The organism is Azospirillum sp. HJ39 (assembly GCF_041507355.1).
Taxonomy (GTDB): Bacteria; Pseudomonadota; Alphaproteobacteria; order Azospirillales; family Azospirillaceae; genus Azospirillum; species Azospirillum thiophilum.
In genome coordinates this window covers 1,078,167-1,103,200 of the sequence record NZ_CP167905.1, presented here as the reverse complement: position 1 = coordinate 1,103,200, position 25,034 = coordinate 1,078,167, and the positions used below count along the sequence as shown (strand labels likewise).

Annotated in this window: 20 protein-coding genes; 14 read left to right on the top strand and 6 right to left on the bottom strand. The window is 69.7% G+C overall.

Annotated elements, in window-relative coordinates; all coding sequences use genetic code 11:
- Positions 1 to 35: 35 nt before the first annotated feature.
- From ABMY26_RS05310 to ABMY26_RS05280, 7 genes are all read left to right on the top strand, one after another.
- Positions 36 to 290 carry a type II toxin-antitoxin system CcdA family antitoxin gene (locus tag ABMY26_RS05310; protein ID WP_045586137.1) on the top strand — a complete coding sequence of 85 codons (255 nt, stop codon included), beginning with the start codon at positions 36 to 38 and terminating at the stop codon, positions 288 to 290.
- A 13-nt stretch (positions 291 to 303) separates the two neighbouring features.
- A complete protein-coding gene (locus ABMY26_RS05305; RefSeq protein WP_372394443.1) occupies positions 304 to 600 on the top strand; it encodes a CcdB family protein in 297 nt (98 codons plus the stop codon).
- Between the two features lie 26 nt (positions 601 to 626).
- The gene (locus ABMY26_RS05300) at positions 627 to 1,364 is read left to right on the top strand and encodes a DUF2161 domain-containing phosphodiesterase (protein WP_372394442.1); all 738 of its coding nucleotides are present in this window, start codon (positions 627 to 629) and stop codon (positions 1,362 to 1,364) included.
- A 21-nt stretch (positions 1,365 to 1,385) separates the two neighbouring features.
- A complete protein-coding gene (locus ABMY26_RS05295; protein ID WP_372394441.1) occupies positions 1,386 to 2,012 on the top strand; it encodes a MarC family protein in 627 nt (208 codons plus the stop codon).
- Between the two features lie 188 nt (positions 2,013 to 2,200).
- Positions 2,201 to 3,595, top strand: coding sequence for a cytochrome ubiquinol oxidase subunit I (locus tag ABMY26_RS05290; protein ID WP_372394440.1), 1,395 nt, complete (start codon positions 2,201 to 2,203; stop codon positions 3,593 to 3,595).
- Between the two features lie 4 nt (positions 3,596 to 3,599).
- Complete coding sequence (gene cydB, locus ABMY26_RS05285; protein WP_372394439.1) at positions 3,600 to 4,619, top strand: cytochrome d ubiquinol oxidase subunit II; 1,020 nt, start codon at positions 3,600 to 3,602, stop codon at positions 4,617 to 4,619.
- An 87-nt stretch (positions 4,620 to 4,706) separates the two neighbouring features.
- Positions 4,707 to 5,384, top strand: a complete 678-nt coding sequence (locus ABMY26_RS05280) for a hypothetical protein (protein ID WP_372394438.1) — start codon at positions 4,707 to 4,709, stop codon at positions 5,382 to 5,384.
- A 24-nt stretch (positions 5,385 to 5,408) separates the two neighbouring features.
- Here the strand turns inward: ABMY26_RS05280 and ABMY26_RS05275 are convergent, their stop codons facing one another.
- Positions 5,409 to 7,454 (bottom strand): NAD(+) synthase, encoded by a 2,046-nt coding sequence (locus ABMY26_RS05275; protein WP_372394437.1) that lies wholly within the window; start codon positions 7,452 to 7,454, stop codon positions 5,409 to 5,411.
- 434 nt (positions 7,455 to 7,888) lie between these two features.
- On the opposite strand from ABMY26_RS05275, the gene ABMY26_RS05270 reads away from it, so the two are divergent.
- Positions 7,889 to 10,912, top strand: a complete 3,024-nt coding sequence (locus ABMY26_RS05270) for a chemotaxis protein CheB (protein ID WP_372394436.1) — start codon at positions 7,889 to 7,891, stop codon at positions 10,910 to 10,912.
- Positions 10,909 to 13,530: a PAS domain S-box protein gene (locus tag ABMY26_RS05265; protein ID WP_372394435.1), complete on the top strand. Its 2,622-nt coding sequence runs from the start codon at positions 10,909 to 10,911 to the stop codon at positions 13,528 to 13,530. The genes ABMY26_RS05270 and ABMY26_RS05265 overlap by 4 nt, the downstream gene beginning before the upstream one ends.
- A 230-nt stretch (positions 13,531 to 13,760) precedes the next feature.
- Here ABMY26_RS05265 and ABMY26_RS05260 read toward each other — a convergent pair whose 3' ends face one another.
- The 4 genes from ABMY26_RS05260 to ABMY26_RS05245 form a co-directional block, all read right to left on the bottom strand.
- On the bottom strand, positions 13,761 to 15,092 hold the full coding sequence (locus ABMY26_RS05260; RefSeq protein ID WP_372394434.1) for a DUF2254 domain-containing protein: 1,332 nt from the start codon (positions 15,090 to 15,092) through the stop codon (positions 13,761 to 13,763).
- A gap of 75 nt (positions 15,093 to 15,167) precedes the next feature.
- A complete protein-coding gene (locus tag ABMY26_RS05255) occupies positions 15,168 to 15,332 on the bottom strand; it encodes a hypothetical protein (protein ID WP_372394433.1) in 165 nt (54 codons plus the stop codon).
- A 191-nt stretch (positions 15,333 to 15,523) separates the two neighbouring features.
- Positions 15,524 to 16,243: a nitroreductase gene (locus ABMY26_RS05250; RefSeq protein ID WP_372394432.1), complete on the bottom strand. Its 720-nt coding sequence runs from the start codon at positions 16,241 to 16,243 to the stop codon at positions 15,524 to 15,526.
- Between the two features lie 23 nt (positions 16,244 to 16,266).
- On the bottom strand, positions 16,267 to 17,355 hold the full coding sequence (locus tag ABMY26_RS05245; protein ID WP_372394431.1) for a LacI family DNA-binding transcriptional regulator: 1,089 nt from the start codon (positions 17,353 to 17,355) through the stop codon (positions 16,267 to 16,269).
- Positions 17,356 to 17,496: 141 nt separating this feature from the next.
- Between ABMY26_RS05245 and ABMY26_RS05240 the strand changes: the two genes are divergently transcribed.
- From ABMY26_RS05240 to ABMY26_RS05220, 5 genes are all read left to right on the top strand, one after another.
- Complete coding sequence (locus ABMY26_RS05240; protein ID WP_372394430.1) at positions 17,497 to 18,537, top strand: TRAP transporter substrate-binding protein; 1,041 nt, start codon at positions 17,497 to 17,499, stop codon at positions 18,535 to 18,537.
- A 50-nt stretch (positions 18,538 to 18,587) separates the two neighbouring features.
- Positions 18,588 to 20,498 (top strand): TRAP transporter large permease subunit, encoded by a 1,911-nt coding sequence (locus ABMY26_RS05235; protein ID WP_372394429.1) that lies wholly within the window; start codon positions 18,588 to 18,590, stop codon positions 20,496 to 20,498.
- 74 nt (positions 20,499 to 20,572) lie between these two features.
- On the top strand, positions 20,573 to 21,112 hold the full coding sequence (locus ABMY26_RS05230) for a VOC family protein (RefSeq protein WP_372394428.1): 540 nt from the start codon (positions 20,573 to 20,575) through the stop codon (positions 21,110 to 21,112).
- 234 nt (positions 21,113 to 21,346) lie between these two features.
- Complete coding sequence (locus ABMY26_RS05225; protein ID WP_372394427.1) at positions 21,347 to 22,627, top strand: ribulose-bisphosphate carboxylase large subunit family protein; 1,281 nt, start codon at positions 21,347 to 21,349, stop codon at positions 22,625 to 22,627.
- A gap of 5 nt (positions 22,628 to 22,632) precedes the next feature.
- Entirely contained in the window at positions 22,633 to 23,949 is a 1,317-nt protein-coding gene (locus tag ABMY26_RS05220) for a four-carbon acid sugar kinase family protein (RefSeq protein WP_372394426.1), read from the top strand.
- Between the two features lie 437 nt (positions 23,950 to 24,386).
- Here ABMY26_RS05220 and ABMY26_RS05215 read toward each other — a convergent pair whose 3' ends face one another.
- On the bottom strand, positions 24,387 to 25,016 hold the full coding sequence (locus ABMY26_RS05215) for a superoxide dismutase (protein ID WP_372394425.1): 630 nt from the start codon (positions 25,014 to 25,016) through the stop codon (positions 24,387 to 24,389).
- Positions 25,017 to 25,034: the final 18 nt, after the last annotated feature.

The following is a 25,034-nucleotide window of genomic DNA, read 5'->3' as shown; positions in this document are numbered from 1 at the left end:
GCGCATAGTGACTGCGCATGGCCATGGAGAGACCGATGCCCGACACGCGCCTGCCGTTCGACGCCTCCGCCCCGAAACGGGCGACCAACGTCAGCCTCAACAGCGACCTGCTGGAGCAGGCGAAGGCACTTGGCATCAATGTGTCGCGGGCGTGCGAGCGCGGTCTGGCCGACCAGATCGCCGAGTTGCGGCGCAAGCGCTGGCTGGAGGAAAACCGCGAGGCGCTGGCGTCGTCCAACGCCTATGTCGAGGCGCATGGGCTGCCGCTGGCCCGATACCGGCCCTATTGACGGGGCCTTGCCGATGGCCCGCTTCGACGTTCACCGCCGCCTCGACGGTCCAGGCTATCTGGTCGACCTTCAGGCCGACATCCTGCGCGATCTCAACACGCGCTTCGTCGCGCCGCTGCTGCCGCCGGACGAAGCGCCGCGGCCGGCCGTCCGGCTCAATCCCGTCGTCACCGTCGAGGGCAAGGCGCACGTCATGGCCACCCAGTTCGCCGGAGCCGTCCGGGTTGCCGACCTCGGCCCCTGCGTCGGCAGCCTGCTGGCGGAGGACACCGCCATCGTGGCGGCGCTGGACATGCTGATCGGCGCCTGACGCCTTTGGCCGGAGACCCGCATCCCGTGACCGTCGCCGCCGAATCCGACCTCTATGCCCCGGTCAAGGCCTTCCTCGAAGCCCAGGGCTATGACGTCAAGGCTGAGATCCACGGCTGCGACCTCGTCGCCACCCGCGGGGCCGAGCCGCCGGTGGTGGTCGAGCTGAAGAAGCGCTTCACCCTCGACCTCGTGCTCCAGGGCGTCGACCGGCTGGCGCTCAGCGACAGCGTCTATCTCGCCGTGCCGCAGCCGGGGCGCAAGGCGACCGGCCCGTCGCCGCTCGACACGGACGTGAAGAAGCTGTGCCGGCGGCTCGGGCTCGGCCTGATGATGGTCGATCCGGGGCTGGCGGACGGCCACCGCGTCGCCGTGCTGCTCGACCCGGTGCCCTACACCCCGCGCAAGGACAGGAAGCGCACCCACCGCCTGCTGGGCGAGCATGCGCGCCGGGTCGGCGACCCCAACCGCGGCGGCTCGACCCGGGTCGCCATCGTCACCGCCTACCGCCAGGACGCCCTGCGCATCGCCCGGCTGCTGCGCGCCGGCCCGCTGAGCGTCGCGGCGCTGCGCAAGGCCGGGGCGCCGAAGGATGTCGGGCCGATCCTGCAACGCAACGTCTATGGCTGGTTCGAGCGGGTCGGGCGCGGCACCTACGGCCTGACGCCTGCGGGGCTGCAGGGGATCGAGACCTTCGCCCCGGCGCTGATCGAGGAGGTGACGGCGCCTGCGGCCACGCCTATGATCGGCCCGTCGAATCCGTGAACCCAGCCGGGCGGGGCCGCCTTGTCGGACTATATCAGCAACCTCGTCGTCTTCTTCGTCGTCGTCGATCCGCCGGGGCTGGTGCCGCTGTTCATCGCGCTGACCCGCGGTTTCGAGGACCGCCACAAGCGCATCATCGCGCTGCGCGGCACCGCCATCGCCTTCGTCGTGCTGGTCTTCTTCGCCTATTTCGGCAAGGTCGTGCTGGAGACGCTCTCCATCGAAATGCCGGCCTTCCGCATCGCCGGCGGGGCGCTGCTGTTCTGGATCGCCTTCGAGATGCTGTTCGCCAAGCGCTCCGAACGCAAGGAGCGCGACACCGGCGAGGCGATGACCGACGAGGACGCCCACGACGTCGCGGTGTTCCCGCTGGCGGTGCCGCTGATCGCCGGGCCGGGCGCCATCACCTCGATCCTGCTGCTGATGGACCGCGCCGGCGGCACGGTGGCGGGTCAGGCCAGCGTGCTGGGGGCGGCGGCCACCGTGATCGGCGGGGTCACGCTGATCCTGCTGGGCGCCGACCGGGTGGGCCGGCTGCTCGGCCGCACGGTGATCCACACGGTCAGTCGGGTGCTCGGCATCGTGCTGGCCGCGCTGGCGGCGCAGACCATCATTTCCGGCATCACCGCGGTCTATCCGCCGCATTAGGCCGGATCCCCTTACCCCTCCGTCGATCCCCCATCGGCGTCGCGGCCTGAGCCAAGGGACTAGTCCCCTTTCCGGGCGGATCTCCCACCCTACATGGGGTCTTGCCACGGCCGCCGCCGCGCTGTTCCCGGTTCCGGCCCGTGGCTTCGCTCGCCAATCGCAAGGGCCAACCACAAGGGGCGGCGGCCATGGACCTCGACCCGTTGATCCTGTCGCGGATCCAGTTCGCGTTCACGATCTCCTTCCACATCCTGTTCCCCAGCTTCACCGTCGGGCTCGCCTGCTGGATCGCGCTGCTGGAGGCGCTGTGGGTCGGCACCGGCAAGGGCATCTACCGCAGCCTGTCGGAGTTCTGGACCCGCATCTTCGCGCTGTCCTTCGGGCTGGGCGTGGTGTCGGGCATCGTCATGTCCTACCAGTTCGGCACCAACTGGAGCCGCTGGTCGGACACGGTCGGCAATGTGCTGGGGCCGCTGATCCAGTACGAGGTCGTCACCGCCTTCTTCCTGGAGGCCGCCTTCCTCGGCATCCTGCTGTTCGGGCGCGACCGGGTGCCGCGCGGCATCCACCTGATGGCGGCCTGCCTGGTGGCGCTGGGGACGCTGCTGTCGTCCTTCTGGATCCTGTCGGCCAACAGCTGGATGCACACGCCGGCCGGCTTCGAGATCCGCGACGGCCGCTATTTCGTCACCGACTGGTGGCAGGTGGTGTTCAACCCGTCCTTCCCCCACCGCCTCGCCCACATGGTGACGGCGATGTTCCTGACCACCGGCTTCGTCGTCGCCGGCATCAGCGCCTGGTACCTGCTGAAGCGCCGCCATGTCGAGCATGCGCGGATCGGGCTCGGCATGGCGCTGAGCCTGATCACCGTGCTGGCGCCTCTGCAGATCTTCCTGGGCGACCAGCATGGGCTGAACACGCTGGAACACCAGCCGGCCAAGATCGCCGCGATGGAGGGCAGTTGGGAGGGCGGCCCCCGCGCGCCGCTGGTGCTGTTCGCCATCCCCGACGTGGAGACTGAGACCAACCGGTGGGAGATCGGCATCCCCGGCCTGTCGAGCCTGATCCTGACCCACGACATCGACGGCGCCGTGCCCGGCCTGAAGCAGTTCCCCGCCGACGAGCGGCCGAGCCCGGCCATCGTCTTCTGGACCTTCCGCCTGATGGTCGCCATCGGCGTCCTGATGCTGGCGGTCGCCGCGACCCATCTGGTCCTGCGCGTCCGCGGCCGGCTCTACGGCAGCGACCGCTTCCACCGCCTGCTGGTCGGCTGCATGCCCATCGGCTTCGTCGCCATCCTGGCCGGCTGGTTCACCACCGAGATCGGGCGCCAGCCCTGGGCCGTCTACGGCCATCTGCGCACCGCCGACGCGGTGACGCCGTCGCTGACGACGGAGGCCGCGCTGGTCTCGCTGATCTCCTTCGTCGTCGCCTACACCGTCATCTACGGGGCCGGCACCTATTACCTGATCCGCCTGCTGCGCGCCGGGCCGTCCACCGTCGGGGACCGGCCGCCGCCGGAGGCGCGGAGCGCGAAACGGCCGCTGTCGGGATCCGATCCATCCACCGAAGCCGCGGAGTAGACCGATGCAGGAAATTGCGGAAGGCAGCCTGCTGACCCTGATCTGGGTCGGTATCGTCGGCTTCGCGGTGTTCATGTATGTGCTGATGGACGGCTTCGACCTCGGCATCGGCATCCTCTACCCCTTCGCGCCGAGCGGGGAGGACCGCGACACCATGATGACCACGGTGGCGCCGGTCTGGGACTTCAACGAGACCTGGCTGGTGCTGGGCGGGGCGGGGCTGTTCGCGGCATTTCCCATCGCCTATGCGGTGGTGCTGCCGGCGATGTATCTGCCGCTGCTGCTGATGCTGATCGCCCTGATCTTCCGCGGCGTCGCCTTCGAGTTCCGCTTCAAGGCGCGGGCGGGCCGGCATTGGTGGGACCGCTCCTTCTTCGTCGGGTCGGTGCTGGCGACCTTCGCGCAGGGCGTCGTGCTGGGCTCCTTCATCCAGGGCATCCCGGTGGAGGGGCGGCAGTTCGCCGGCGGCATGCTGCATTGGCTGTCGCCCTTCAGCCTGTTCTGCGGCGCGGCGCTGGTGGCCGGCTATGCGCTGCTGGGGGCGACCTGGCTGATCTGGCGGACCGTCGGGCCGCTGCAGGACTGGTGCTACCGGATGGCGCGCCGGCTGATGCTGGTGGTGCTGGCCGGGGTCCTGGCGGTCAGCCTGTGGACGCCCTTCCTGCTGCCGCAGATCGCCGAGCGCTGGTTCTCGATGCCCAATTTGATCCTGCTGGCGCCGGTGCCGATCGTCACCGCCGCGCTGGCCGTCGCCCTGTGGCGGGCCGTCGCCGACGGGCGGGAGGTGGCCCCCTTCGTCCTGTCGATGGCGCTGTTCGGCCTGTCCTATCTCGGCCTCGCCATCAGCCTGTGGCCGACGCTGATCCCGCCCGGCGTCACCGTCTGGCAGGCGGCGGCCCCGCCGGAGACGCAGATTTTCCTGCTGGTCGGCATGGCCTTCCTGATTCCGTCGATCCTCGGCTACACCGCCTATTCCTACTGGGTCTTCCGCGGCAAGGTGACGGGCGGCTTCGGCTATCATTGAAGCGGGGCGGGGGCATCCGCTGTTGAGCCCGGACGCCGCCCCGGCCTAAAAGGAGCCGGTCACGCGGAAGAGGGGAGGGTTCGGACCATGGACTTCGACATCAGCTTTGCCGAGGCGATGCTGCGCCGCGGCGCCGGCCTGCTGGAGGCCGCCGGGGCGGATGCTGCTGCTGCGGACGCCGACCCCTTCGCCGCGCTCGCCCGGCTGCTGGCCGCCGCCGCGGCGACCGACGCGCCGCTGGTGGTGCTGAGCGAGGGCGGCAGCCATCCCGCCCTGTTCGAGGAGGCCGCCCGCCGCAGCGCCGAGCCGCCGGCCGCCCGCCTTGCCGGCCTCGCCGCCACCCGCCAGGGCGAACGCGCAACGATGTACGAGTTCGACGGCAGCGGCCCGCTGACCGGCAACCGCATCGTCGCCGCCCTGCTGCGGCCGGAGGACCGGCCCGACCTGCTGCATGTCTACATCGCGGTCGGCCGGCTGCGCGGCGGCGAGGCGCAGATCACCGTGGCGCCCGCCCTGCTGCGCTTCGACGCCGCCGCCCTTGGCCGGACGCTGGAGCTGCTGGGCGACGCGGTGTCGCGCAGCGCCAACGCCGCCGCCGCGGCGCTGGCCCACGCCTCGGCCATCCTGCCGATGGACGGCCAGGGGGAGGGCGGCATGCCGGCGGCGCTGCTGGACCTCTACTGGCACGGCCTGACCCTCGCGTCGGTGCGGGCATCGTCGGCGCTCCCGCAGCAGGCACATATGGCTCCCTCTCCCGGGGCGTGAGAGGGCATCACCCTCCCCCGCTCCCTATTCCGCCGGGACGTCGCGCTCCAGCTCCTCCAGCCAGATGCGGGCGTTGCCGTCCGACGGCGCCCGCCAGTCGCCGCGCGGCGAGAGCGAGCCGCCGGCCGACACCTTCGGCCCGTTCGGCATCGCCGACCGCTTGAACTGGCTGAAGCCGAAGAAGCGGCGCAGGAACACGCGCAGCCAGTCGCGGATCTCGGCCGGGTTGTAGGCGCGGCGCTTCTCCAGCGGGTAGCCCTCCGGCCAGTCGCCGCGCTCCGGGTCCGACCAGGCATGGCGGGCGAGGAAGGCGATCTTCGCCGGCCGGAAGCCGTGGCGCAGCACGTAATACAGGGTGAAATCCTGCAAATCATAGGGCCCGACCACCGATTCCGAGCTTTGCAGCGCCTTGTCGGAGCCGGCCGGCACCAGTTCCGGCGAGATCTCGGTCTTCAGGATGGCGTCGAGCGTCTGCGACACCTCGGCCTGGAACTGCCCGGTGCGGCCGACCCAGCGGATCAGATGCTGGATCAGCGTCTTGGGCACGCCGGCATTGACGTTGTAGTGGGACATCTGGTCGCCGACGCCGTAGGTGCACCAGCCAAGAGCCAGTTCCGACAGGTCGCCGGTGCCGAGCACGATGCCGTCATGCTGGTTGGCCAGCCGGAACAGATAGTCGGTGCGCAGGCCCGCCTGCACATTCTCGAAGGTGATGTCGTACACCGCCTCGCCGCGGGAATAGGGATGCTCCATGTCGCGCAGCATCTGGTTGGCCGCCGGCCGGATGTCGAGCTCCCGCGCCGTCACCCCAAGCGCGGTCATCAGCCGCCAGGCGTTGGACCTGGTGCCGTCGCTGGTGCCGAAGCCGGGCATGGTGTAGGCGAGGACGCCCGTCCGCGGCAGCCCCAGCCGGTCCATGGCGCGGGCGGCGACGATCAGCGCATGGGTGCTGTCCAGCCCGCCCGACACGCCGATCACCACCCGTTCGATCCGCGCGGCGCGCAGCCGCTGCACCAGCCCGGCGACCTGGATGTTGTAGGCCTCGTAGCAGTCCTGCTCCAGCCGCTCCGGATTGGCCGGGACGAAGGGCAGCCGCGGCACCACGCGCAGCAGCCCGACATCCTCGCCGGGCGGATCGAGCCGGAAGGCGACGGTGCGGAAACCTCCGGTGGCACCTCCGTGCAGCCTGCGGTTGTCGTCGAAGGTGCCCTGGCGCAGCCGCTCCTGCCGCAGCAGGTCGAGATCGACGTCGGCGACCGCCATCTGGGCGCCGTCGGGGAAACGGTCGGTTTCCGCCAGCATCTCGCCATTCTCGAAGATCGAGGTCTGGCCGTCCCAGGCGAGGTCGGTGGTCGATTCCCCCGTCCCGGCCGACGAATAGAGATAGGCCGCGAGGCAGCGCGCCGATTGCGACTGGGCCAGCAGCCGGCGGGTGTCGGCCTTGCCGATGGTGATGTTGCTGGCCGACAGGTTGGTCAGCACCGTGGCGCCGGCCAGCGCCGCCGTGGCGCTCGGCGGCACCGCGACCCACAGATCCTCGCAGATCTCGGCATGGACGACCAGTCCCGGCCGGTCCTCCGCCGCGAACAGCAGGTCGGGGCCGAAGGGGGCGGTCAGGCCGCCGACGCGGATCGTCCCGCCCGCCGTGCCGGTGCCGGACGCGAACCAGCGGCGCTCGTAGAATTCGCGGTAGTTCGGCAGATGCAGCTTCGGCACCACCCCCAGCAGCCGGCCGCGGTGGATCGCCACCGCCGTGTTGTAGAGCCGCCCCTCATGCAGCAGCGGGGCGCCGACCAGCAACAGCGGCATCAGATCGGCCGACGCCTGCACCAGTTCCAGGATCGCCCGCTCTACGGCGTCGATCAGCGGATCCTGCATCAGCAGGTCGTCGATGGCATAGCCCGACAGCGCCAGTTCGGGGAACAGGGCCACCGCCACCGCCTTGTCGTGGCAGGCGCGCGCCGCGTCGAGGATCGCGGCGGCATTCGCCGCCGGGTCGGCCGGGGTGCAGCGGGTGGTGCAGGCCGCCACCCGCGCGAAGCCGTGCCGATAGATCGAGGTGAAGCTCATATCCCGTTCCCGCTGCCGCCCATCGTCCGGACGCATCGCATGATGATGCGCAAGCCGCAAACATAGCAGGATTTTCGGCCGCGTCAGGTCCCTATGCCCGGCTTTCCCGGACTTGCGGCCGGCGAACCGTCAGAGCCGCGAATGAAAAATCGGACTCATACATTGGTTATAAAACCAAAGTCGAATCGATAGATCGGGTCGAGGATGCCAATTGAAACGATGACACGGAAGCCTCGCGCTTTCCGAAAGGCAAGTTGATTTATCGGAATCGGACGGATATAGCCTGTGCTTCGTTTGGTCTATCGACCTGAAGGGACTCGTTTAACGCCGTGACATCGGACAACCCGGTTACGCAATCCTCCCGGAACGATATCGCGGCACAGGAGTCCGATGCCGCGACCGTATCGGTCCCGGATCTCCGGCCGGAGGGTGAGTTGCGGACCGAGCCGGCCTGCTGCATCGTCGGGATCGGCGCCTCGGCCGGCGGGCTGGAGGCGTTGCAGCGGTTCTTCGCCGCGGTGCCGGGCGACAGCGACCTCGCCTATGTCGTGGTCCAGCACCTGTCGCCGGTGCACAAGAGCCTGATGGTCGACCTGCTGGCCAAGCACACGGCGATGGAGGTGGTGCAGGCGACCGACGGCGTTCCGGTGCAGCGCAACACCGTCTATTTGCTGCCGCCGGCCAAGCATCTCAGCATCGAGGACCGCCGCCTGCGCCTGACCGCCAAGGATGCGGGCAGCGGCCTCAGCCTGCCGATCGACATCTTCCTGACGGCGCTGGCGCGCGACCAGGGGCCGCTCGCGCTCGGCGTCATCCTGTCGGGCACCGGGTCGGACGGCACCCGCGGCCTGATGGCGATCAAGGCGGCCGGCGGCTTCACCGCCGTGCAGCGGCCGGAAACCGCGCAGTTCGACGGCATGCCGCGCAGCGCGCTCGCCGCCGGCCAGATCGACGCCATCCTGCCGCCGGACGAGTTGCCGGCCAAGCTGATCGAACATGCGCGCAGGGCGCTGACCCGCGCCCGTCCCCTGCCGACCCGCAGGCCGCGCGACGACGGCGACGACCCGCTGGCCCAGATCGTCGCGGTCATCCGGTCGGTCACCGGGGTCGATTTCTCGCATTACAAGCTGGCGACCCTGCTGCGGCGGATCGAGCGGCGGATGCAGGGCGCCGGGCTGGACTCGATGGAGGAGTATGCCGCCCTGCTGCGGCGGAACAGTGCGGAGACGGTCAGCCTCTACAAGGAGATGCTGATCGGCGTCACCCGCTTCTTCCGCGACGAGGCCGCCTTCCGCGTGCTGGCCGACAAGGTGATCCCCGGACTGCTGGCGAACCGCAGCCCGCTCGACATGATCCGCGTCTGGGTCTGCGGCTGCGCCAGCGGGGAGGAGGCCTATTCCATCGCCATCCTGTTCGCCGAGGCGCAGGAGCGGATGGGCCGCAATGTCGACGTCAAGATCTTCGCCACCGACATCGACAAGGATAGCATCGAGCATGCCAGCCTCGGCGAGTATCCGCGCGCAATAGCCGAGGATGTGTCGCAGGAGCGGCTCGCCCGTTTCTTCACCCTGCGCGGCGAGACCTATGTGGTGGCGCGCGACATCCGCCGCATGGTGGTGTTCGCCGCGCACAACATCATGCGCGACCCGCCCTTCACCAAGATCGACCTGCTGAGCTGCCGCAACCTGCTGATCTACATGGACCAGCCGCTGCAGCGCAAGGTGCTGGGCCTGTTCCAGTACGCGCTGCGCCAGGGCGGCTTCCTGTTCCTCGGCACCAGCGAGACGCTGGGCGACCTGCAGCCCGACTTCCACACCATCGACAGCCGCAACAAGATTTACCAGAGCCTGCGCGCCGGGTCCTTCCGGCTGTCGCGGCTGCTGGTGCCGACCGTCGCCGACCTGCCGTCCCGCCCTGGCGGGGACGGCCTGGCCCAGGGTGGGAGCTATGGGGGAGGCCTCGGCGGCGGCCATGCGCTGGACGAGGGCGCCGCCATCGACGAGGCGATCGGCGCGCTGATGAAGGCCTATGTGCCGCCCTGCCTGCTGGTCGACGAACAGCACAACATCATGCATGTGTTCGGCGACGCCTCCGCCCTGCTCAAGCTGCCGCCCGGCGGGGCGACGCTGAACGTGCTGAAGCTGTTGCCCTCGTCGGTCGCCATGGTGACCGGCACGGCGTTGAACCGCGCCTTCCGGTCGGGCGAGGAGTTCTCGCTGTCCGGTATCCCGGTCAAGGACCGCGAGGGCATCGCCGCCATCGGCCTGCGGGTGCAGCCCTATGCCGTGCGCAAGACCGGGCGCCGCTTCGCCCTGGTGGTGCTGGACCGCGCCGACGTGCCAACCCTGCCGATGCGCGAGTCCGACTTCGACCTGAATGCCGACGCCGCCGAGCGCATCCGCGGGCTGGAGCAGGAGCTGCTGTCGCGCGGCGAGAATCTCCAGGCGACCATCGAGGAGCTGGAAACCGCCAACGAGGAGCTCCAGGCCACCAACGAGGAGCTTCTCGCCTCCAATGAGGAGTTGCAAAGCACCAATGAAGAGTTGCAGTCGGTGAACGAGGAGCTCTACTCGGTCAACGCCGAATACCAGGCGAAGGTCGAGGAGCTGACGGAGATCACCAACGACCTCGACAATCTGCTGCTCTCGACCGAGATCGGCACGGTGTTCCTCGACGACGACTTCGTCATCCGCCGCTTCACCCCGGCGGCGGCCGGCTTCATCAACATCATCCCGCGCGACATCGGCCGCTCCATCGCGCACCTGTCGACCAACATCGATTATCCGGAGTTCCTGGCCGACATCGAGGCGGTGTTCCGGGGCAGCGAGCCGGTGGAACGCCACGTCAAATTGCACGATTACCGGTTGCACGGTTCCCGCCTGCGCGACGGGGGCGGGCCGGGCGCGCGCTGGGTGCTGACCCGCATCCTGCCCTACCTGACCGACAAGAGCCGGGTGGCCGGGGTGGTGGTGACCTTCGTCGACGTCACCGACACCAAGCGGGCGGAGGAGCGGCTGCAGAGCGTGCTCGACAGCCTGCCGGAGCATATCGCCGTCACCGACCGGCAGGGCCGGATCGTCATGGTCAACGCGGCGTGGCGCGGCTTCGCCGAGCGCAACGGCGCCCCGGCGCTGGACCGCTGCGGCGTCGGCACGAATTATCTCGACGTCTGCCTCGCCCCGGACGGGGGAGGGGCAGGGGACGGAGATGGCGAGGAGGGCGGGATCGGCCGCGCCGTGCATGACGGGCTCCGCCGCATGCTGGACGGCGAAGCCGACGGCTTCACCATCGAATATCCCTGCCATTCGCCGGGCGAGCGGCGCTGGTTCCTGATGCATGCGAACCGCCTGAACGACGGCAGCGGCGGCATCGTCGTAAGCCACATCGACATCACCAACCGCAAGCTGATGGAGTTGCAGCTGGGTGGAATCAATGCCGGGGGCACGGGGAAACGATGAGCGACGAGTCCTCCGGCCGTTTGCGGCGGCGTGCCGAAACCGCCCTTGGCGGCGGTGTCGAGGCGGCGGACCTCACCGCCACCTCGATGAAGGAGCTGCTGCACGAGCTCTATGTCCATCAGGCGGAGCTGGAGATCCAGAACGAGGAGCTGCGCGGCGCCCAGCAGGCGCTGGAGGCGTCGCGCCTGCAATATCTCCAGCTGTTCCAGTCGGTGCCGCTGGCCTGTCTGGCGGTGAACGCCGCCAGCATCGTCGGCGAGGCCAACGCCGCGGCCGAGCGGCAGTTCGGCCTGCCGATGCTGCGGCTGAAGGGACGGCCCCTGACCCTGCTGGTCGACAGGCTGGATCATGGCCGCCTGTTCACCGCGCTCGGCCGGCTGCGCGAGACCGGGCAATGGGTCCGGCAGGAGTTCCGCTATGTCGGGCCGCAGGGCGCGGTCATCGACGGGCTGACCGACGCCCGCAGCGTGGCGCTGGACGACGGCGACCGTGGCGACGTGCTGCTGACCATCACCGACGTGACCGAGCGGAATCTCTGGCTGCGCGAGGTCCAGCAGGCGCGCGACGACGCCGAGCGGGCGCGGGCCGACTACCACCACATCCTGCAATCGGTCGGCGACGGCATCCTGGGGGTGGACGCCGACGGGCGCATCCGCTTCGTCAACGCCGCGGCGACGGCGATGACCGGGCGCCTCGACCTCGACCTGATCGGACGCCCGCCGTCCGACCTGCTGGCCGGCCCGGATCCGGAGATGGAGGGTGCCGCGGAGGGCGTGGCGGAGGGCGGTGCCGCGCGGGCGCTGTCGCTGTCGCTGACCGACGGCCGGCCGCGCAGCGTCGTCTGCGAGCGGCTGCGGCGGCAGGATGGCGGCCTGATGCAGGTGGAGGTCTCCGTCTCGCCGATCCTGGCCTCCGGCAAGGGCTTCGCCCCGCTGGCCGCCCCGGTTGCGGAGCGCATCCAGGGTGCCGTCGTCGCCTTCCGCGACGTCACCGCCCGGCGCTCGGCGGAAGCGGCGCTGAATCTCAGCGAGCGGCGGCACCGGGTGCTGGTGCAGTCGCTGCACGACGCGCTGGCGATGATCTCCGCCGACGGCGGCAGCCTGCTGGCGAACGCGATGGCGGAGCGGCTGCTGGGCGGCCCGGCCCGGCCGCTGCTCGACCCCACCGCGCCGGGCTATGACGGCGACGGCCGGCTGGCTCCGGCGACCGCCCCCGACACCCTGGTCCCGACCACCGCCGGGCGCCGCTTCATCGACGCCAACGGCAACCGGATGCACGGGCTGCCCCCGGCGGCGGAGGCGGCGCACAGCGGCAGGCCGGTGGTGGAGCGCATCGTCGGCGTGGTCGAAGGCGACGAGGCGACCGCCCCGACCCGCTGGCTCAGGGTATCGAGCCATCCCGTCGCCGATCCGGCGGGCCGGGTCGAGGCGGTGGTGTCCAGCGTCGCCGACATCACCGCGGTGAAGGCGCTGGAGCGCGAGCTGAACGTCGCGCTCGACGCCCGCGAGCGCTTCCTGGCGGCGGCCAGCCACGATCTGCGCCAGCCGGTGCAGGCGCTCGTGCTGCTGTCGGACCTGCTGCTGAAGGAAAGCCTGTCCGGCGAGGCCCGGCGGATGGCGGAGCAGATCCAATCCTCGCTCGGCGGGCTGGGCGGCATGCTGGACGGGATGCTCGACATCTCCAGGCTGGAGGCCGGCCTGGTCGCGCCGAACCCCGAGCCGGTCGATGTCCGTGCCCTGCTGACCCGCCTGCACGGCGAATTCGCTCCCCTTGCCGAACGGAGCGGCCAGCACCTGCGCATGGTGGCGCCGCCGCTGACCACCCGGACCGATCCCGGCCTGCTGGAGCGGGTGCTGCGCAACCTGCTGGCCAACGCGCTGCGCTATGCCCCCGGCGGTCGGATCCTGCTGGGCGCGCGCCGCCGCGGCGACCGCTTGCAGATCGAGGTGTGGGACAGCGGCATCGGCATCGCCGACCGGCATGTCGACCGCATCTTCCAGGACTTCTTCCAGGTCGGCAACGCCGCCCGCGACCGCCGGGAAGGGCTGGGGCTGGGGCTGAGCATCGCCAGGCGGCTGGTCACCATGCTGGGCGGCGTCATCGACGTGACCTCCTCGCTCGGCCGCGGCAGCCGCTTCACCGTCACCCTGCCGCTGACCGGGGGCCGGCCCGGCGGCCGCGAGCAGGCCGGCACCGGCGGCGGCGGCAAGCCGTCCGGCGAGGGCACCGACCGGCTGATCATGCTGGTGGAGGACGATGCCGTCATCCGCATGGCGCTGGTGCTGATGCTGGAGGAGTGGGGCTACCGCGTGGCCGAGGCCGGCAGCGGCCCCGAGGCCGACGGCCTGCTCGACGATCTGGCCGAAGCCGGCGATGTGCCCGACCTGATCCTAGCCGACTACCGGCTGCCGGAGGGGACCACCGGGCTGATGGTGATGGACATGGTGCGCCGCCGCCTGTCGCGCGACGTGCCGGGCATCCTGCTGACCGGCGACACCTCGGCCGACCGCCTGCGCGAGGCGGCCGGCGCCCAATGCGCCCTGCTGCACAAGCCGATCCAGCCCGCCCGCCTGCAGGACGCGGTGGTCGCGGCCCTGAGCACGGCTCCCGGCGGGTGAGGCGGCGCGGGAGCGGGGCCAGGACCCGGGGCGGTCGAGCTTCCCGCAAAGGCGGGAGCCGGGCTTTTCCGGCAAATCCCCCATGCGACCCCTGGATCCCCGCCTGCGCGGGGATGACGGAAACACGCCCTTTCGCGACACTCTGATTTCCCCGTCACGCTTTCGGTCTTGTCCGATGCCATATCGCACCGACGAAAGCCGTGTGCCGTCCCGAGGCAGGTCGATGCAAGTCACGTCCGTTGTTCTGACGGCATCGCGGCGCGAGGTTTGGCGAGTTCCTGCTCCAGGTAGCCGCGCGCGGTGCGGCAGCGTGCGCGCAGCAGGTCCAGATCCGCAGCAAGCTCAATGTGCCGCTCACCGCTGGCACGGATGAAGTCGAGCTGGTCGAAAAGCGGCTTTGCCCGTTCTTCCGTGCCGGCATAAGAGGCGAGGCGCCCGATTGCCTCGGCCAGATGGATCAGGACAAACGGCGTGGTTCTCCCCGCGTGGCGGATCTGGTCGAAGGCAGTCCGCACGATGGCCTCGTATCCCATCAGCGCGCAATGCACACGGACACGGCCATCGGCATCTTTGTGCACGGACGGCTCAAGAGGCGTCTCGTAGAGACGCGCAAGTGCCGACGTGAGATTGTCAATCACCGCGATGGATGTGAATACGTCGTTGATACCCGGCGATAGTGCGCGAAGAGCGATCTCCACCAGTTGACGGATGCCGAACTCCAGGTCCTGGACCGGCGTCCGCTCGGAGCCGAGGACGACGGCTCCGCGGATTGCCGAGATCAGCGTGTCGTTGCAAGCTGAGGGTGGGTGCACCGCAACATGCCGCCCGCGCGCCAGCACATAGTCACCGGGCCGCACGCCGAGCCAGATCACCGCGTCGGCGCGCCGAGCCTCATCGGCCAAGCGGTCGAACCCGATGGCTTGAACGTAGCCGTGCCGGCCCAGGCAGACCCAGGCGGCACCCTCGCCGGGGGCAGCAATATCGGCCGCTACCGGCTCCTTGCTGTCGACCAATCGGGCGATGGAACGCTCCAGCTGGGCCGTCACATCGCGTACGGCGTTGTCGTACATGATTGATCGGGCCAGCCGGTGCACATAGAACAGCAGCACGAACATGCACAGCGCCGAAAGGCCGGTGCCGACCGAAACGGCCAGATGTGGGACGCCATCCCCCGTCGTGTCGCCGATGGTACGGAACACGACAAGCAGGTAGAGGATCGTCGCGACGAAAAGACCGATCACGACTTGTGTCGGCCAATCGCCCATGAAATTGCGGACCATCCGTGGCCCGAGCTGCCCGGCGGCCAATGTCAGCACCACCACGGTGATCGAGACGACCAGCGAGCTCATGGTGATCATGCCGGACAGGAGCGCCCCCAGCAGCCTGCGGGCGTTGTCGGCATCGCCGCTGTAGAGCAGCCAGAACTCGGCGGCACTGTCGCTCGGCATTCCGGTCGAGGTCAGCAGCAGGACGGCCAATGCAACCGCTGCAATGCTCATCAGCAGCGGCACGAACCAGAGGCTCGCGCGGATGAAGCTCCAGTAAAGGCGCAGGCGTTCCATTATGGGCCTCGGGACTGCTCCGTTGACGCATCCAACGGCCCAGCTTCACCGCTTGATCCTCCGCTGAGTACGATTTCAGGGCTTTTCCCGCTCGTTTGGTGAAACGTCCCAGCTTTCGGCGGGCCGCTGCGTCGAACGACGCACCCGCAAACGCAAGGCTGTTAAATCGCCCACATCAAACGCATCCCGGATCGAATGGCAGCGGTTGAGCGGCCGAATGACGCTTGCAACCCGTTCCATCTTGCAATCACCGTCCAAAGCCTCCGCCATCCCCGCCACCCCGACGGCCAGCCGCCGAACGGTCCGGAAACCCAGCCTGGCGGCGGCTTCCCGGGCAAGCCGGGATGGCTTCGGGAGGGAGGGCGACGCCCTTCGTCGTGGCAGTCGCCCCTCCCGTGGCGCTTCGATGTCCCGGTGCGATTGCGCCGGTCTCAGAACCCGGTGAAGCGGGTGAAACCCTCCGCCGGCTCGCGCTCCGTCGGGAAGTTGTTCTCAGGTGCCGACCGGTCGGCATGGCCGAGCGCCATGCCGCTGGCGATGATCTCGGTGTCCGGCAGCCCGAGATGGCGGGCGGTGATCGCATGGCGGTAGCAGAAGGCCGCCTGCGGGCAGGTCTCCAGCCCGAAGCCGCGGGCGACGAGCATCACGGTCTGCATGAACATGCCGAGGTCGAGCCAGGCGCCCTTGCCCATGTCGCGGTCGATGGTGAAGAACAGCCCGACCGGAGCGCCGAAGAACAGCCAGTTGCGGCCATGCTGCCGCGCCATCCGCTCGCGGTCGCCCTTGCCGATGCCGAGCGCGCCGTAGAGCGCCCAGCCCACCGCGCGGCGCCGGGCGAGATAGGGCTCGCGCCAGTGCTCTGGATAATAGGGATATTCCGGCACCTCGGGATCTCCCGCCTCATGGGCGGCCAGCAGTTCCGCCGACAGGGCGGCGCGCGCCTCCCCGGCGATGGCGTGCACCTTCCAGGGCTGGATGTTGGAGCCGCTCGGCGCGCGGGCGGCGAGGTCGAGGATGCGCAGAACCGTCTCGCGCTCCACCGGGGTCGGCAGGAAGGCGCGCACGCTGCGCCGTCCGGCGACGGCGTCGAGGACGGGCAGGGGGGCGGGCTGGGCGGAGAGGGCGGGGGTATCCTTCATGCTTTCGGGCATCGGCTTTCCGGCGCTGGTTCGGGTCACTCGTCCGGCAGCATGCCCTGCGGCAGGTTCTCGCGGAAGATCACTTCGCCGCGCGGCGTCTCCACCCCCTGCATGGCTGGCCGTCCGGCGCGCAGGTTGGTGAAGATGCCGACGCAGGCCGACAGCGTGTTGCGCGGGTCCTGGGTGATGACCGCGTCCAGCGTGCCGTCGATCAGCATCGCGCGCGTCTCGTTGGTCAGGCCGTGGCCGACGAAGACGATCTCGCGTTCCCGCCGCGTCTCCTTCAGCGCGCGGGCCACCCCCTCCGCCCCGCCGCCGATGTTGTAGACCCCGGCAAGGTCGGGATGCAGGCCGAGCAGCATGCGGGTCTGGCGGTAGCTCTTGCCCTCGTCGTCATGGCCCTCGCGCAGGCCCACCACCTCGATGCCGGGCGCGACCTCCTTCAGGACATGCAGGAAGCCCATCTCGCGGTCCTCGTGGGCGCGGTAGCTGAGGCTGCCGGCGATCATCGCCACCTTGGCCGTCCGCCGCCCGAGGAAGCGCGCGATCAGATAGCCGGCCGTCCGGCCCGCCGCCCGGTTGTCCAGCCCGACATAGCCGGCCCGCCGGCAGTTCAGGATGTCGGAGATCAGCGTCACCGCCGGCACGTTGCGCTCGGCCAGCGCGTCGACCGCCTCGCGCACCGCCGGATGCTCCAGCGCCATGAAGGCGACGCCGTCGGCCCGCCGGCCGTGCTGGAACAGGCTGCGGGCCAGCAGTTCCGGATTGAAGCTTTTGATGAATTCGACCTGGGCCTTCACCCCTTGCGGGGCGAGCAGGGCGTCGGCGCGGCGGATCATCTCGCCGAGCCCGGTCAGGAAGCGGTTGTTGCCGGCCGGCAGCAGGAAGGACAGCCGCATCGGCTTGGCCGCCACCGCCGGATGCAGCTCGGATTCCGGCAGATAGTCGAGATCCGCCGCCGCCTTCAGCACCCGCTGCACCGTGGCGGCGCGCACCCCCGGCCGGTGGTTCAGCACGCGGTCGACCGTCGCGGTCGACACGCCCGCCGCCTGCGCGATGTCGACCACCCGCGGCAGGGCGCGCGACAGGGTGGCGGCTTCCGGTTCATTCTTCAGCGAAACCATCAAAAACCATCATCATTCGTGTTTGACACTGATCGGCTGCGGACCTACCGTCCATTCAACAATCATCAATTGACATCAGATCACATCAGAAACGCAAGGCCGGAAAACACCATCGGCCGCAACCCAATGGGAGGATGGACAATGACCAGTTTGACCCGCCGCAAGATGCTGAAGGCGATGGCGACCGCTCCGGCGGTGCTTCCGGCGCTCGGTGCGGCCGGCGCCGTCATCGGCATGCCGCACATCGCGCGCGCCGCCGAGTTCGACCTGAAATACGGCAACAACCTGCCGCTGAGCCACCCGCTGAACGTCCGCGCCCAGGAGGCGGCGGAGCGCATCGCCAAAGAGTCGAACGGCAAGGTCTCGGTCAAGATCTTCCCCAACAACCAGCTCGGCGGCGACACCGACATGCTGTCGCAGGTGCGCAGCGGCGGCCTGACCTTCTTCACGCCGTCGGCGCTGGTCATCGCCACGCTGGTCCCGGTCGCCGCGATCAACGCGGTGGGCTTCGCCTTCTCCGACTACGATCAGGTCTGGAAGGCGATGGACGGCAAGCTGGGCGCCCATGTCCGCGAGGCGATCTCCAAGGTCGGGCTCTACGCCTTCGAGAAGATGTGGGACAACGGCTTCCGCCAGATGACCAGCGGCGACAAGGCCATCGGCTCGGCCGCCGACATGAACGGCCTGAAGATCCGCGTTCCGGTCAGCCCGCTCAGCATCTCCATGTTCAAGGGCCTCGGCGCCGCCCCGGCCAGCCTGCAGTTCAGCGAGGTCTATTCCTCGCTGCAGACCCGGATCGTCGATGCGCAGGAGAACCCGCTGCCGATCATCCAGGTCGCCAAGCTGTACGAGGTGCAGAAGTTCTGCTCGCTGTCGAACCACATCTGGGACGGCTTCTGGTTCATCGCCAACGGCCGCGCCTGGAAGGGGCTGCCGGCGGACATGCAGGCCGTGGTTGCCAACGCCATCAACGACGCCGGCATGGCCCAGCGCGGCGACATCAAGGCGCTGAACGCCTCGGTCCGCGCCGACCTGGAATCGAAGGGGCTGACCTTCAACCAGCCGTCGCCCGACAGCTTCCGCGCCAAGCTGCGCGAGTCGGGCTTCTACGGCGAATGGAAGGGCCGCTTCGGCGACGAGGCGTGGGGCCTGCTGGAGGAGGCGGTCGGCAAGCTCGCCTGACCGCATCCCTCCCCCCCTCCGGTCCCCGTCGCATGAAGGAATCCCCCGCCATGTCCCACCTGTCCGAACCGGTCCACGGCTATGCGGAGGCGCCCGGCGGCGCGTCCGCCGAGGGGGCCGCCGGCGGTGCCGCTTCGTTGTTCCGCAAGATCGACCACGGCCTGTCCGTCGGGGTGGAGGTCGTGGCGGGCCTTCTGGTGCTGGTCGAGATCGTCGTCCTGCTGGCGGGCGTCGCCGCCCGCTACCTGTTCCACACCCCGCTGGTCTGGTCGGACGAGCTGGCGTCGATCCTGTTCCTCTGGCTGTCGATGCTCGGGGCGGTGGTGGCGCTGCGCCGGGGCGAGCATATGCGGATGACCGGCCTCGTCAGCCGCGTCGGCCCCCAGGCGCGCAGCCTTTTGGAATGCATCGCCATCACCGCGCCCATCGCCTTCCTGGTGCTGGTGCTCTACCACGCCGTCGACTACGCGGTTGAGGAGCAGTTCATCACCACCCCGGCGATGGAGGTCTCCAATGCCTGGCGGGCCTCCGCCCTGCCGGTCGGGCTCGGGCTGATGCTGGTGGCGGCGCTGTTCCGGCTGCTGCGGGTCGCCCGGCCGCGCACCGTGCTGGCGGCGGCGCTGGTGACCGGCGTCATCGTGGCCGGCTTCTGGGTCGCCGGGCCGGTGCTGAAGCCGCTGGGGCAGCTCAACCTCGTCATCTTCTTCGTCGGGCTGGTCGCCGCCAACGTCTTCGCCGGGGTGCCGATCGCCTTCTCCTTCGCGCTCGCCACCTTCTCCTATCTGGCGCTGACAACCTCCACGCCGCTGCTGGTGATGGTCGGCCGGCTGGACGAGGGGATGAGCCACCTGATCCTGCTGGCGGTGCCGCTGTTCGTCTTCCTCGGTCTCCTGATCGAGATGACCGGCATGGCCCGCGCCATGATCCAGTTCCTCGCCAGCCTGCTCGGCCATGTCCGCGGCGGCCTGTCCTATGTGCTGATCGGCGCGATGTACCTCGTCTCCGGCATTTCCGGCTCGAAGATCGCCGACATGGCGGCCATCGCCCCGGTGCTGTTCCCGGAGATGAAGAAGCGCGGCGCCCCTCCGGGCGATCTGGTGGCGCTCTTGTCGGCGACCGGCGCCCAGACCGAGACCATCCCGCCCAGCATCGTGCTGATCACCATCGGTTCCGTCACCGGCGTCTCCATCGCGGCACTCTTCACCGGCGGCATGCTGCCCGGCGTGGTGCTCGGCGCCTGCCTGTGTTTCGTCGTCTGGCGCCGCTACCGCAACGAGGATCTGAGCCATGTCGAGCGCACCCCCGGCCGCGAGATCGGACGGCTCGCCATGGTGGCGCTGCCCGCCATCGCCCTGCCCTTCGTCATCCGCGCCGCGGTGGTCGAAGGCATCGCGACGGCGACCGAGGTGTCGACCATCGGCATCGCCTATTCCGCAATCGTCGGGCTGCTGATCTACCGCCAGTTCGACTGGCGCCGGCTGAAGCCGATGCTGATCGAGACGGCATCGCTGACCGGGGCGATCATCTTCATCGTCGGCTGCGCCACCTCGATGGCCTGGGGCCTGACCCAGTCCGGCTTCTCGTCCGACCTGGCGGCCTTCATGGCCGGCATCCCCGGCGGCGCCTACGGCTTCCTCGCCATCTCCATCGTCGCCTTCATCATCCTGGGCAGCGTGCTGGAGGGCATCCCCGCCATCGTGCTGTTCGGCCCGCTGCTGTTCCCCATCGCCCGCGCCGCCGGGGTGCACGAGGTGCATTACGCGATGGTCGTCATCTTCGCCATGGGCATCGGCCTGTTCGCCCCGCCCTTCGGCGTCGGCTATTACGGCGCCTGCGCCATCAGCAAGGTCAATCCCGACGAGGGCCTGAAGCACATCTGGGGCTATGTCGGCGCCCTGCTGGTCGGGCTGGTGATCGTCGCCGCCATCCCCTGGATTTCGACCGGTTTCCTCGCCCGCTGAAGGCGGGCTCGGTTCTAGCGCCCGCTGAGAGCCGCCGGTTTCCTCAAGTCCCCTTCATATCCGGAGTTCTTTCAATGAGCCGATTCTTCGGCCAGATCCGTCAGGCTGGCTACGTCGTGCGCGACATCGAGGCCGCCATGGACTATTGGAGCCGCACGCTCGGCATCGGTCCCTGGTTCTATAACGAGCGGGTTCCGATCCGGAACTACAGCTACCGCGGCGAGAGCTACGAGGTTCACAACTCGGTGGCGCTGGCCAATTCCGGCCCGCTGCAGATGGAGCTGATCCAGACCCGCAACGACGCGCCGTCGATGTACCGCGACTTCCTCCAGGCCGGGAACACCGGGCTGCAGCATGTCGCCTACTGGACCGAGGATTACGACGCCGACCTCGACCGGCTGCTCGGCCAGGGCTTCAAGCCGGTGATGAGCGGCGAGGTCGGCGAGAAGGGCCGCTTCATCTATTTCGACACCGAATACCATCCCGGCACGGTGATCGAGCTGTCGGAGGTCGCCGGCCCGAAGGGCAGGATGTTCGACCTGATCCGCGAGGCGTCGATGGGCTGGGACGGCAGCGACCCGGTGCGGCCCTTTCCGGACCTGAGCAAGCTGTAAGGGGCGCTTTGCCCCCTCCCTGACCCTCCCCCACCTGCGGTGGGAGAGGGGACTGCCGCCGCTTCGACATTCACGTCGCGCCACCAAGCGTCCTACCCCCTCTCCCGCGAAGCTCTCGCACAAAGCCATGCTTTGTGCTGACGCGACAGGCGGACCGAAGGTCCGCTGAGAGCGGGGGAGGGATGGGGAGGGGGCAACCAGCTCAGCAACTCACGCCATCACAAGGCCACCCCCATGCACGCCGACCGCATCGAAGCGACATACCTGATCGAAACCCCCCTCGCCCCGGCCAAGGTGGCGGAGGTGATGGCGGGCGAGCAGTCCTGCGGCACCTTCACCCGCGTCCATGGCGAGACCGACGACCTGCGCGCCCGCGCCCGCGCCATCGTGGAATCGGTGGAGAAGCTCGACGTCGCCGAAACGCCGGCCCTGCCCAACAGCTGGCTGGAGCGCCAGCGCAATTCCGGCCCGTGGCAGCGGGCGCGCGTCACCATTTCCTTCCCGACCGGCAACATCGGCGCCAACCTGCCGACGCTGGCCGCCACCGTCTCCGGCAACCTCTACGACCTGGGCGAGGTGACCGGCCTGCGGCTGGAGAGCCTGCGGCTGCCGCAGGCCTACCGCGACCGCTTCGACCGTCCGGTCCACGGCATCGCCGGCACCCGGCGGCTGACCGGGGTGGCCGACGGGCCGCTGGTCGGCTCGATCCTCAAGCCCAATGTCGGGCTGTCGGCCGAGGAGACCGGCGATCTGGTCGGCACCCTGTGCGCCGCCGGGCTCGACTTCATCAAGGACGACGAGATCTGCGCCGATCCGGTGCATGCGCCGCTGGCCCGGCGCATCCCCGCGGTGATGGACCGGGTGCGCCGCCACCAGGACCGCACCGGCAAGCATGTGATGGTCGCCTTCAACATCACCGACGAGACCGACGCCATGCGCCGCCATGCCGATCTGGTGGAGCGCGAGGGCGGGTCCTGCATCATGGTCAGCCTGAACTGGTGCGGCCATTCGGCGGTGCAGACGCTGCGCCGGCACAGCGGGCTGGTGCTGCACGGCCACCGCAACGGCTTCGGCGCCCTGTCGCGCCATCCGCTGCTCGGCATCGGCTTCGACGCCTATCAGGCGCTGTGGCGTCTGGCCGGCGTCGACCACATGCATGTGCATGGGCTGGACGGCAAGTTCGCCCAGCCCGACGCCGAGGTGATCGACGGGGCCCGCGCCTGCCTCGCGCCGCTGGCGACCGATGCGGCGGGCCCGTCCGATGCCGTCATGCCCGCCTTCTCGTCGGGGCAATGGGCCGGCACGGTGCCTGTCACCTGGGAGGCGGTGGGGACGGCCGACCTGCTGTTCATGTCCGGCGGCGGCATCATGGCCCATCCCGACGGCCCGGCCGCCGGGGTGCGCAGCATCCGCCAGGCCTGGGACGCGGTGCGCGCCGGCCGCGGGCTGGAGGATGCCGCCGCGGAGCAGCCGGAGCTGCGCCACGCCCTGGATTTCTTCGGAAAGAAGGGCTGAGGGCGATGGCGGCGATCCCGAAGCTCGGCTGGTACGGCGACGACTTCACCGGCGCGACCGACACGCTGGCCGCGCTGGCGAAGGCGGGCCGGCGGGCGCTGCTGTTCCTCGACGTTCCGGACGTCGCCCGGTTGGGCGATGCCGGCCCGCTCGATGCGGTCGGCATCGCCGGGGCGGCGCGCAGCATGGCGCCCGACGCCATGCGGGCGGAGTTGGAGCCGGTCGGCCGCTTCTTCGCGGCGCTGGGCGTGCCGGTGATGCATTACAAATGCTGTTCCACCTTCGACAGCGCGCCCGCGGTCGGCAGCATCGGCGAGGCGCTGCGCACGCTGACGCCCCATTTCCCCAACCGCTTCCGCCCTGTGGTGGGCGGACAGCCGAACATCGGCCGCTACTGCCTGTTCAGCACCCTGTTCGCCGCCGCCGGCACCGGCGGTACGGTCCACCGCATCGACCGCCACCCGACCATGAGCGTCCACCCCGTCACCCCGATGGCCGAGGCCGACCTGCGCCGCCATCTCGCGGCGCAGGGGCTGGGGGGCGTGGCGGCGCTGCATTATCCCGACTACGACCTCGACGCCGCCGGCCTCGACGCCCGGCTGGAACGGATTTTGGACGGGGCGCCGCCGGCGGTCCTGCTGGACGTGGCGCACACCGCCGACCTCGCCACGGTCGGGCGGCTGATCTGGAGCCATGCCCGCCGCAGCCCCCTGCTGGCGGTCGGGCCGAGCAGCGTCGCCCAGGCGCTGGCCGCCCATTGGGACGAGGCGTCTTCCGCCACCGTCCAGAATGAGCCGCCGCTCGTCCCCGCCGCGTCGCCGGTCTTCCTGATGGCCGGCAGCCTGTCGCCGGTGACGCGCCGGCAGGTCGAGGCTGCCGGCTCCTACACCCGCATCCGGGCCGACGCCGCGGCGCTGTGCGACGATCCCGGCTATGCCGCCTCCCTGCTGAACGAGGTCGCCGCCGCGCTCTGCGCCGGCCGCCACACCCTGGTCTGGACCGCTCCCGCCGAGCCCGGCACCGCCGATACCGCGCGCGCCGGCCGGGTCGCCGCCGCCACCGCGGCGTTCGTCGTCGCGGTGCTGCGGGCCGTGGCGCTGCGGGGGGTGCCGCTGCGCCGGATCGGCATCGCCGGCGGCGACACCTCCAGCCTCGCGGTGCGGGCGCTCGGCTGCTGGGGGCTGTCCTACCGCTGCACCCTGGCGCCCGGCGTCACCGTCAGCCGCACCCATGCCGACGACCCGGCGGTCGATGGGCTGGAGTTGATGCTGAAGGGCGGCCAGATGGGCGGCGACGACCTGTTCGAGCGGCTGCTCGGCTAGATCGGATCGCGTAGAATCGCCATCGATTTGAAGCGTGAATCCGATCGCCAGACATAAGGCTGGAGTTGCGAGCGTTTCCTCTTGAACGCTCGCAACTCCAGCCGGGCGTCGGCGAATGGTGCTTGACATGCAAATGATAATCGTTATCATTCAGGCATTCGAACGCACCTATAGCGGAAGCCAGACCGTCAGCCTCCCATGCTCGAAGGTCAGCCACCGTCTTTTTCCACCATGGCCGGGGTGTCCGGCCGCTGGGCGAAGACGGCGAAAACGCAATTGAAAACCGGGTCGACGCTTCCGTAACGGCCCAACCCGGACTGGTCCGGGAAAAGCCGGTGCCATGCGTTCCACGGCCCCGGCCCCGACCGTCAACCAACCAACCGTCAAGCACGTGGGCGCGGCGTCCGGCTCATGACCGCCGAACGCCGCCGGGACGATCACGCCGTGACGGATGCGCCGGGAGCCTGTCCCAGGCGCGCGGCCACGGCTTCCCAATCCACCAGCTGCTCCAGGAACGCCGCGAGATAGTCGGGACGGCGGTTGCGGTAGTCGACGTAATAGGCATGCTCCCAGACGTCGCAGCCCAGCAGCGCGTGCCGGCCGTGCGCCAGCGGGTTCTCCCCGTTCGGGGTGCGCATCAGGGCCAGCCGCCCGTCCGCTTCCTCGGTGAGCCAGACCCAGCCGGAGCCGAACTGTGCGACCCCCTCCTTGACGAACCCGCTCCTGAACGCATCGACGGAACCGAAGCTGTCGACGAGGCGGCGCTCCAGCGCGCCGGGAACCGCCCCGCCGCCGCCCGGCTTCATCCAACTCCAGAAATGGATGTGATTCCAGTGCTGGCCGGCATTGTTGAAGATGGCCTGGGCCTGCGGATCGGCAAAGGACCGCCGGACGACCTCTTCGAGCGGCAACCCGGCGAAAGCCGATCCGGGAACCAGCTCGTTGAGCTTGGCGACATAGGCGGCGTGGTGCTTGCCGTGATGGAGCGTCATGGTTTCCAGCGACATCGCCGGCCCGAGCGCATCCGGGGCATAGGGCAGGTCGGGCAGAACGAACGCAGCGGTCATCGTTTCCTCCTTCGCCAA

Excerpts from the sequence above, each read along its gene's own strand:
- ABMY26_RS05240 (WP_372394430.1), top strand. The coding sequence starts at position 17,497 with ATGACCAGTTTGACCCGCCGCAAGATGCTGAAGGCGATGGCGACCGCT.
- ABMY26_RS05310 (WP_045586137.1), top strand. The coding sequence starts at position 36 with ATGCCCGACACGCGCCTGCCGTTCGACGCCTCCGCCCCGAAACGGGCG.
- ABMY26_RS05265 (WP_372394435.1), top strand. The coding sequence starts at position 10,909 with ATGAGCGACGAGTCCTCCGGCCGTTTGCGGCGGCGTGCCGAAACCGCC.
- ABMY26_RS05225 (WP_372394427.1), top strand. The coding sequence starts at position 21,347 with ATGCACGCCGACCGCATCGAAGCGACATACCTGATCGAAACCCCCCTC.
- ABMY26_RS05275 (WP_372394437.1), bottom strand. The coding sequence starts at position 7,454 with ATGAGCTTCACCTCGATCTATCGGCACGGCTTCGCGCGGGTGGCGGCC.
- ABMY26_RS05215 (WP_372394425.1), bottom strand. The coding sequence starts at position 25,016 with ATGACCGCTGCGTTCGTTCTGCCCGACCTGCCCTATGCCCCGGATGCG.
- ABMY26_RS05305 (WP_372394443.1), top strand. The coding sequence starts at position 304 with ATGGCCCGCTTCGACGTTCACCGCCGCCTCGACGGTCCAGGCTATCTG.
- ABMY26_RS05260 (WP_372394434.1), bottom strand. The coding sequence starts at position 15,092 with ATGGAACGCCTGCGCCTTTACTGGAGCTTCATCCGCGCGAGCCTCTGG.
- ABMY26_RS05255 (WP_372394433.1), bottom strand. The coding sequence starts at position 15,332 with ATGGAACGGGTTGCAAGCGTCATTCGGCCGCTCAACCGCTGCCATTCG.
- ABMY26_RS05230 (WP_372394428.1), top strand. The coding sequence starts at position 20,573 with ATGAGCCGATTCTTCGGCCAGATCCGTCAGGCTGGCTACGTCGTGCGC.
- ABMY26_RS05220 (WP_372394426.1), top strand. The coding sequence starts at position 22,633 with ATGGCGGCGATCCCGAAGCTCGGCTGGTACGGCGACGACTTCACCGGC.
- ABMY26_RS05290 (WP_372394440.1), top strand. The coding sequence starts at position 2,201 with ATGGACCTCGACCCGTTGATCCTGTCGCGGATCCAGTTCGCGTTCACG.
- ABMY26_RS05250 (WP_372394432.1), bottom strand. The coding sequence starts at position 16,243 with ATGCCCGAAAGCATGAAGGATACCCCCGCCCTCTCCGCCCAGCCCGCC.
- cydB (WP_372394439.1), top strand. The coding sequence starts at position 3,600 with ATGCAGGAAATTGCGGAAGGCAGCCTGCTGACCCTGATCTGGGTCGGT.
- ABMY26_RS05280 (WP_372394438.1), top strand. The coding sequence starts at position 4,707 with ATGGACTTCGACATCAGCTTTGCCGAGGCGATGCTGCGCCGCGGCGCC.
- ABMY26_RS05235 (WP_372394429.1), top strand. The coding sequence starts at position 18,588 with ATGTCCCACCTGTCCGAACCGGTCCACGGCTATGCGGAGGCGCCCGGC.
- ABMY26_RS05245 (WP_372394431.1), bottom strand. The coding sequence starts at position 17,355 with ATGGTTTCGCTGAAGAATGAACCGGAAGCCGCCACCCTGTCGCGCGCC.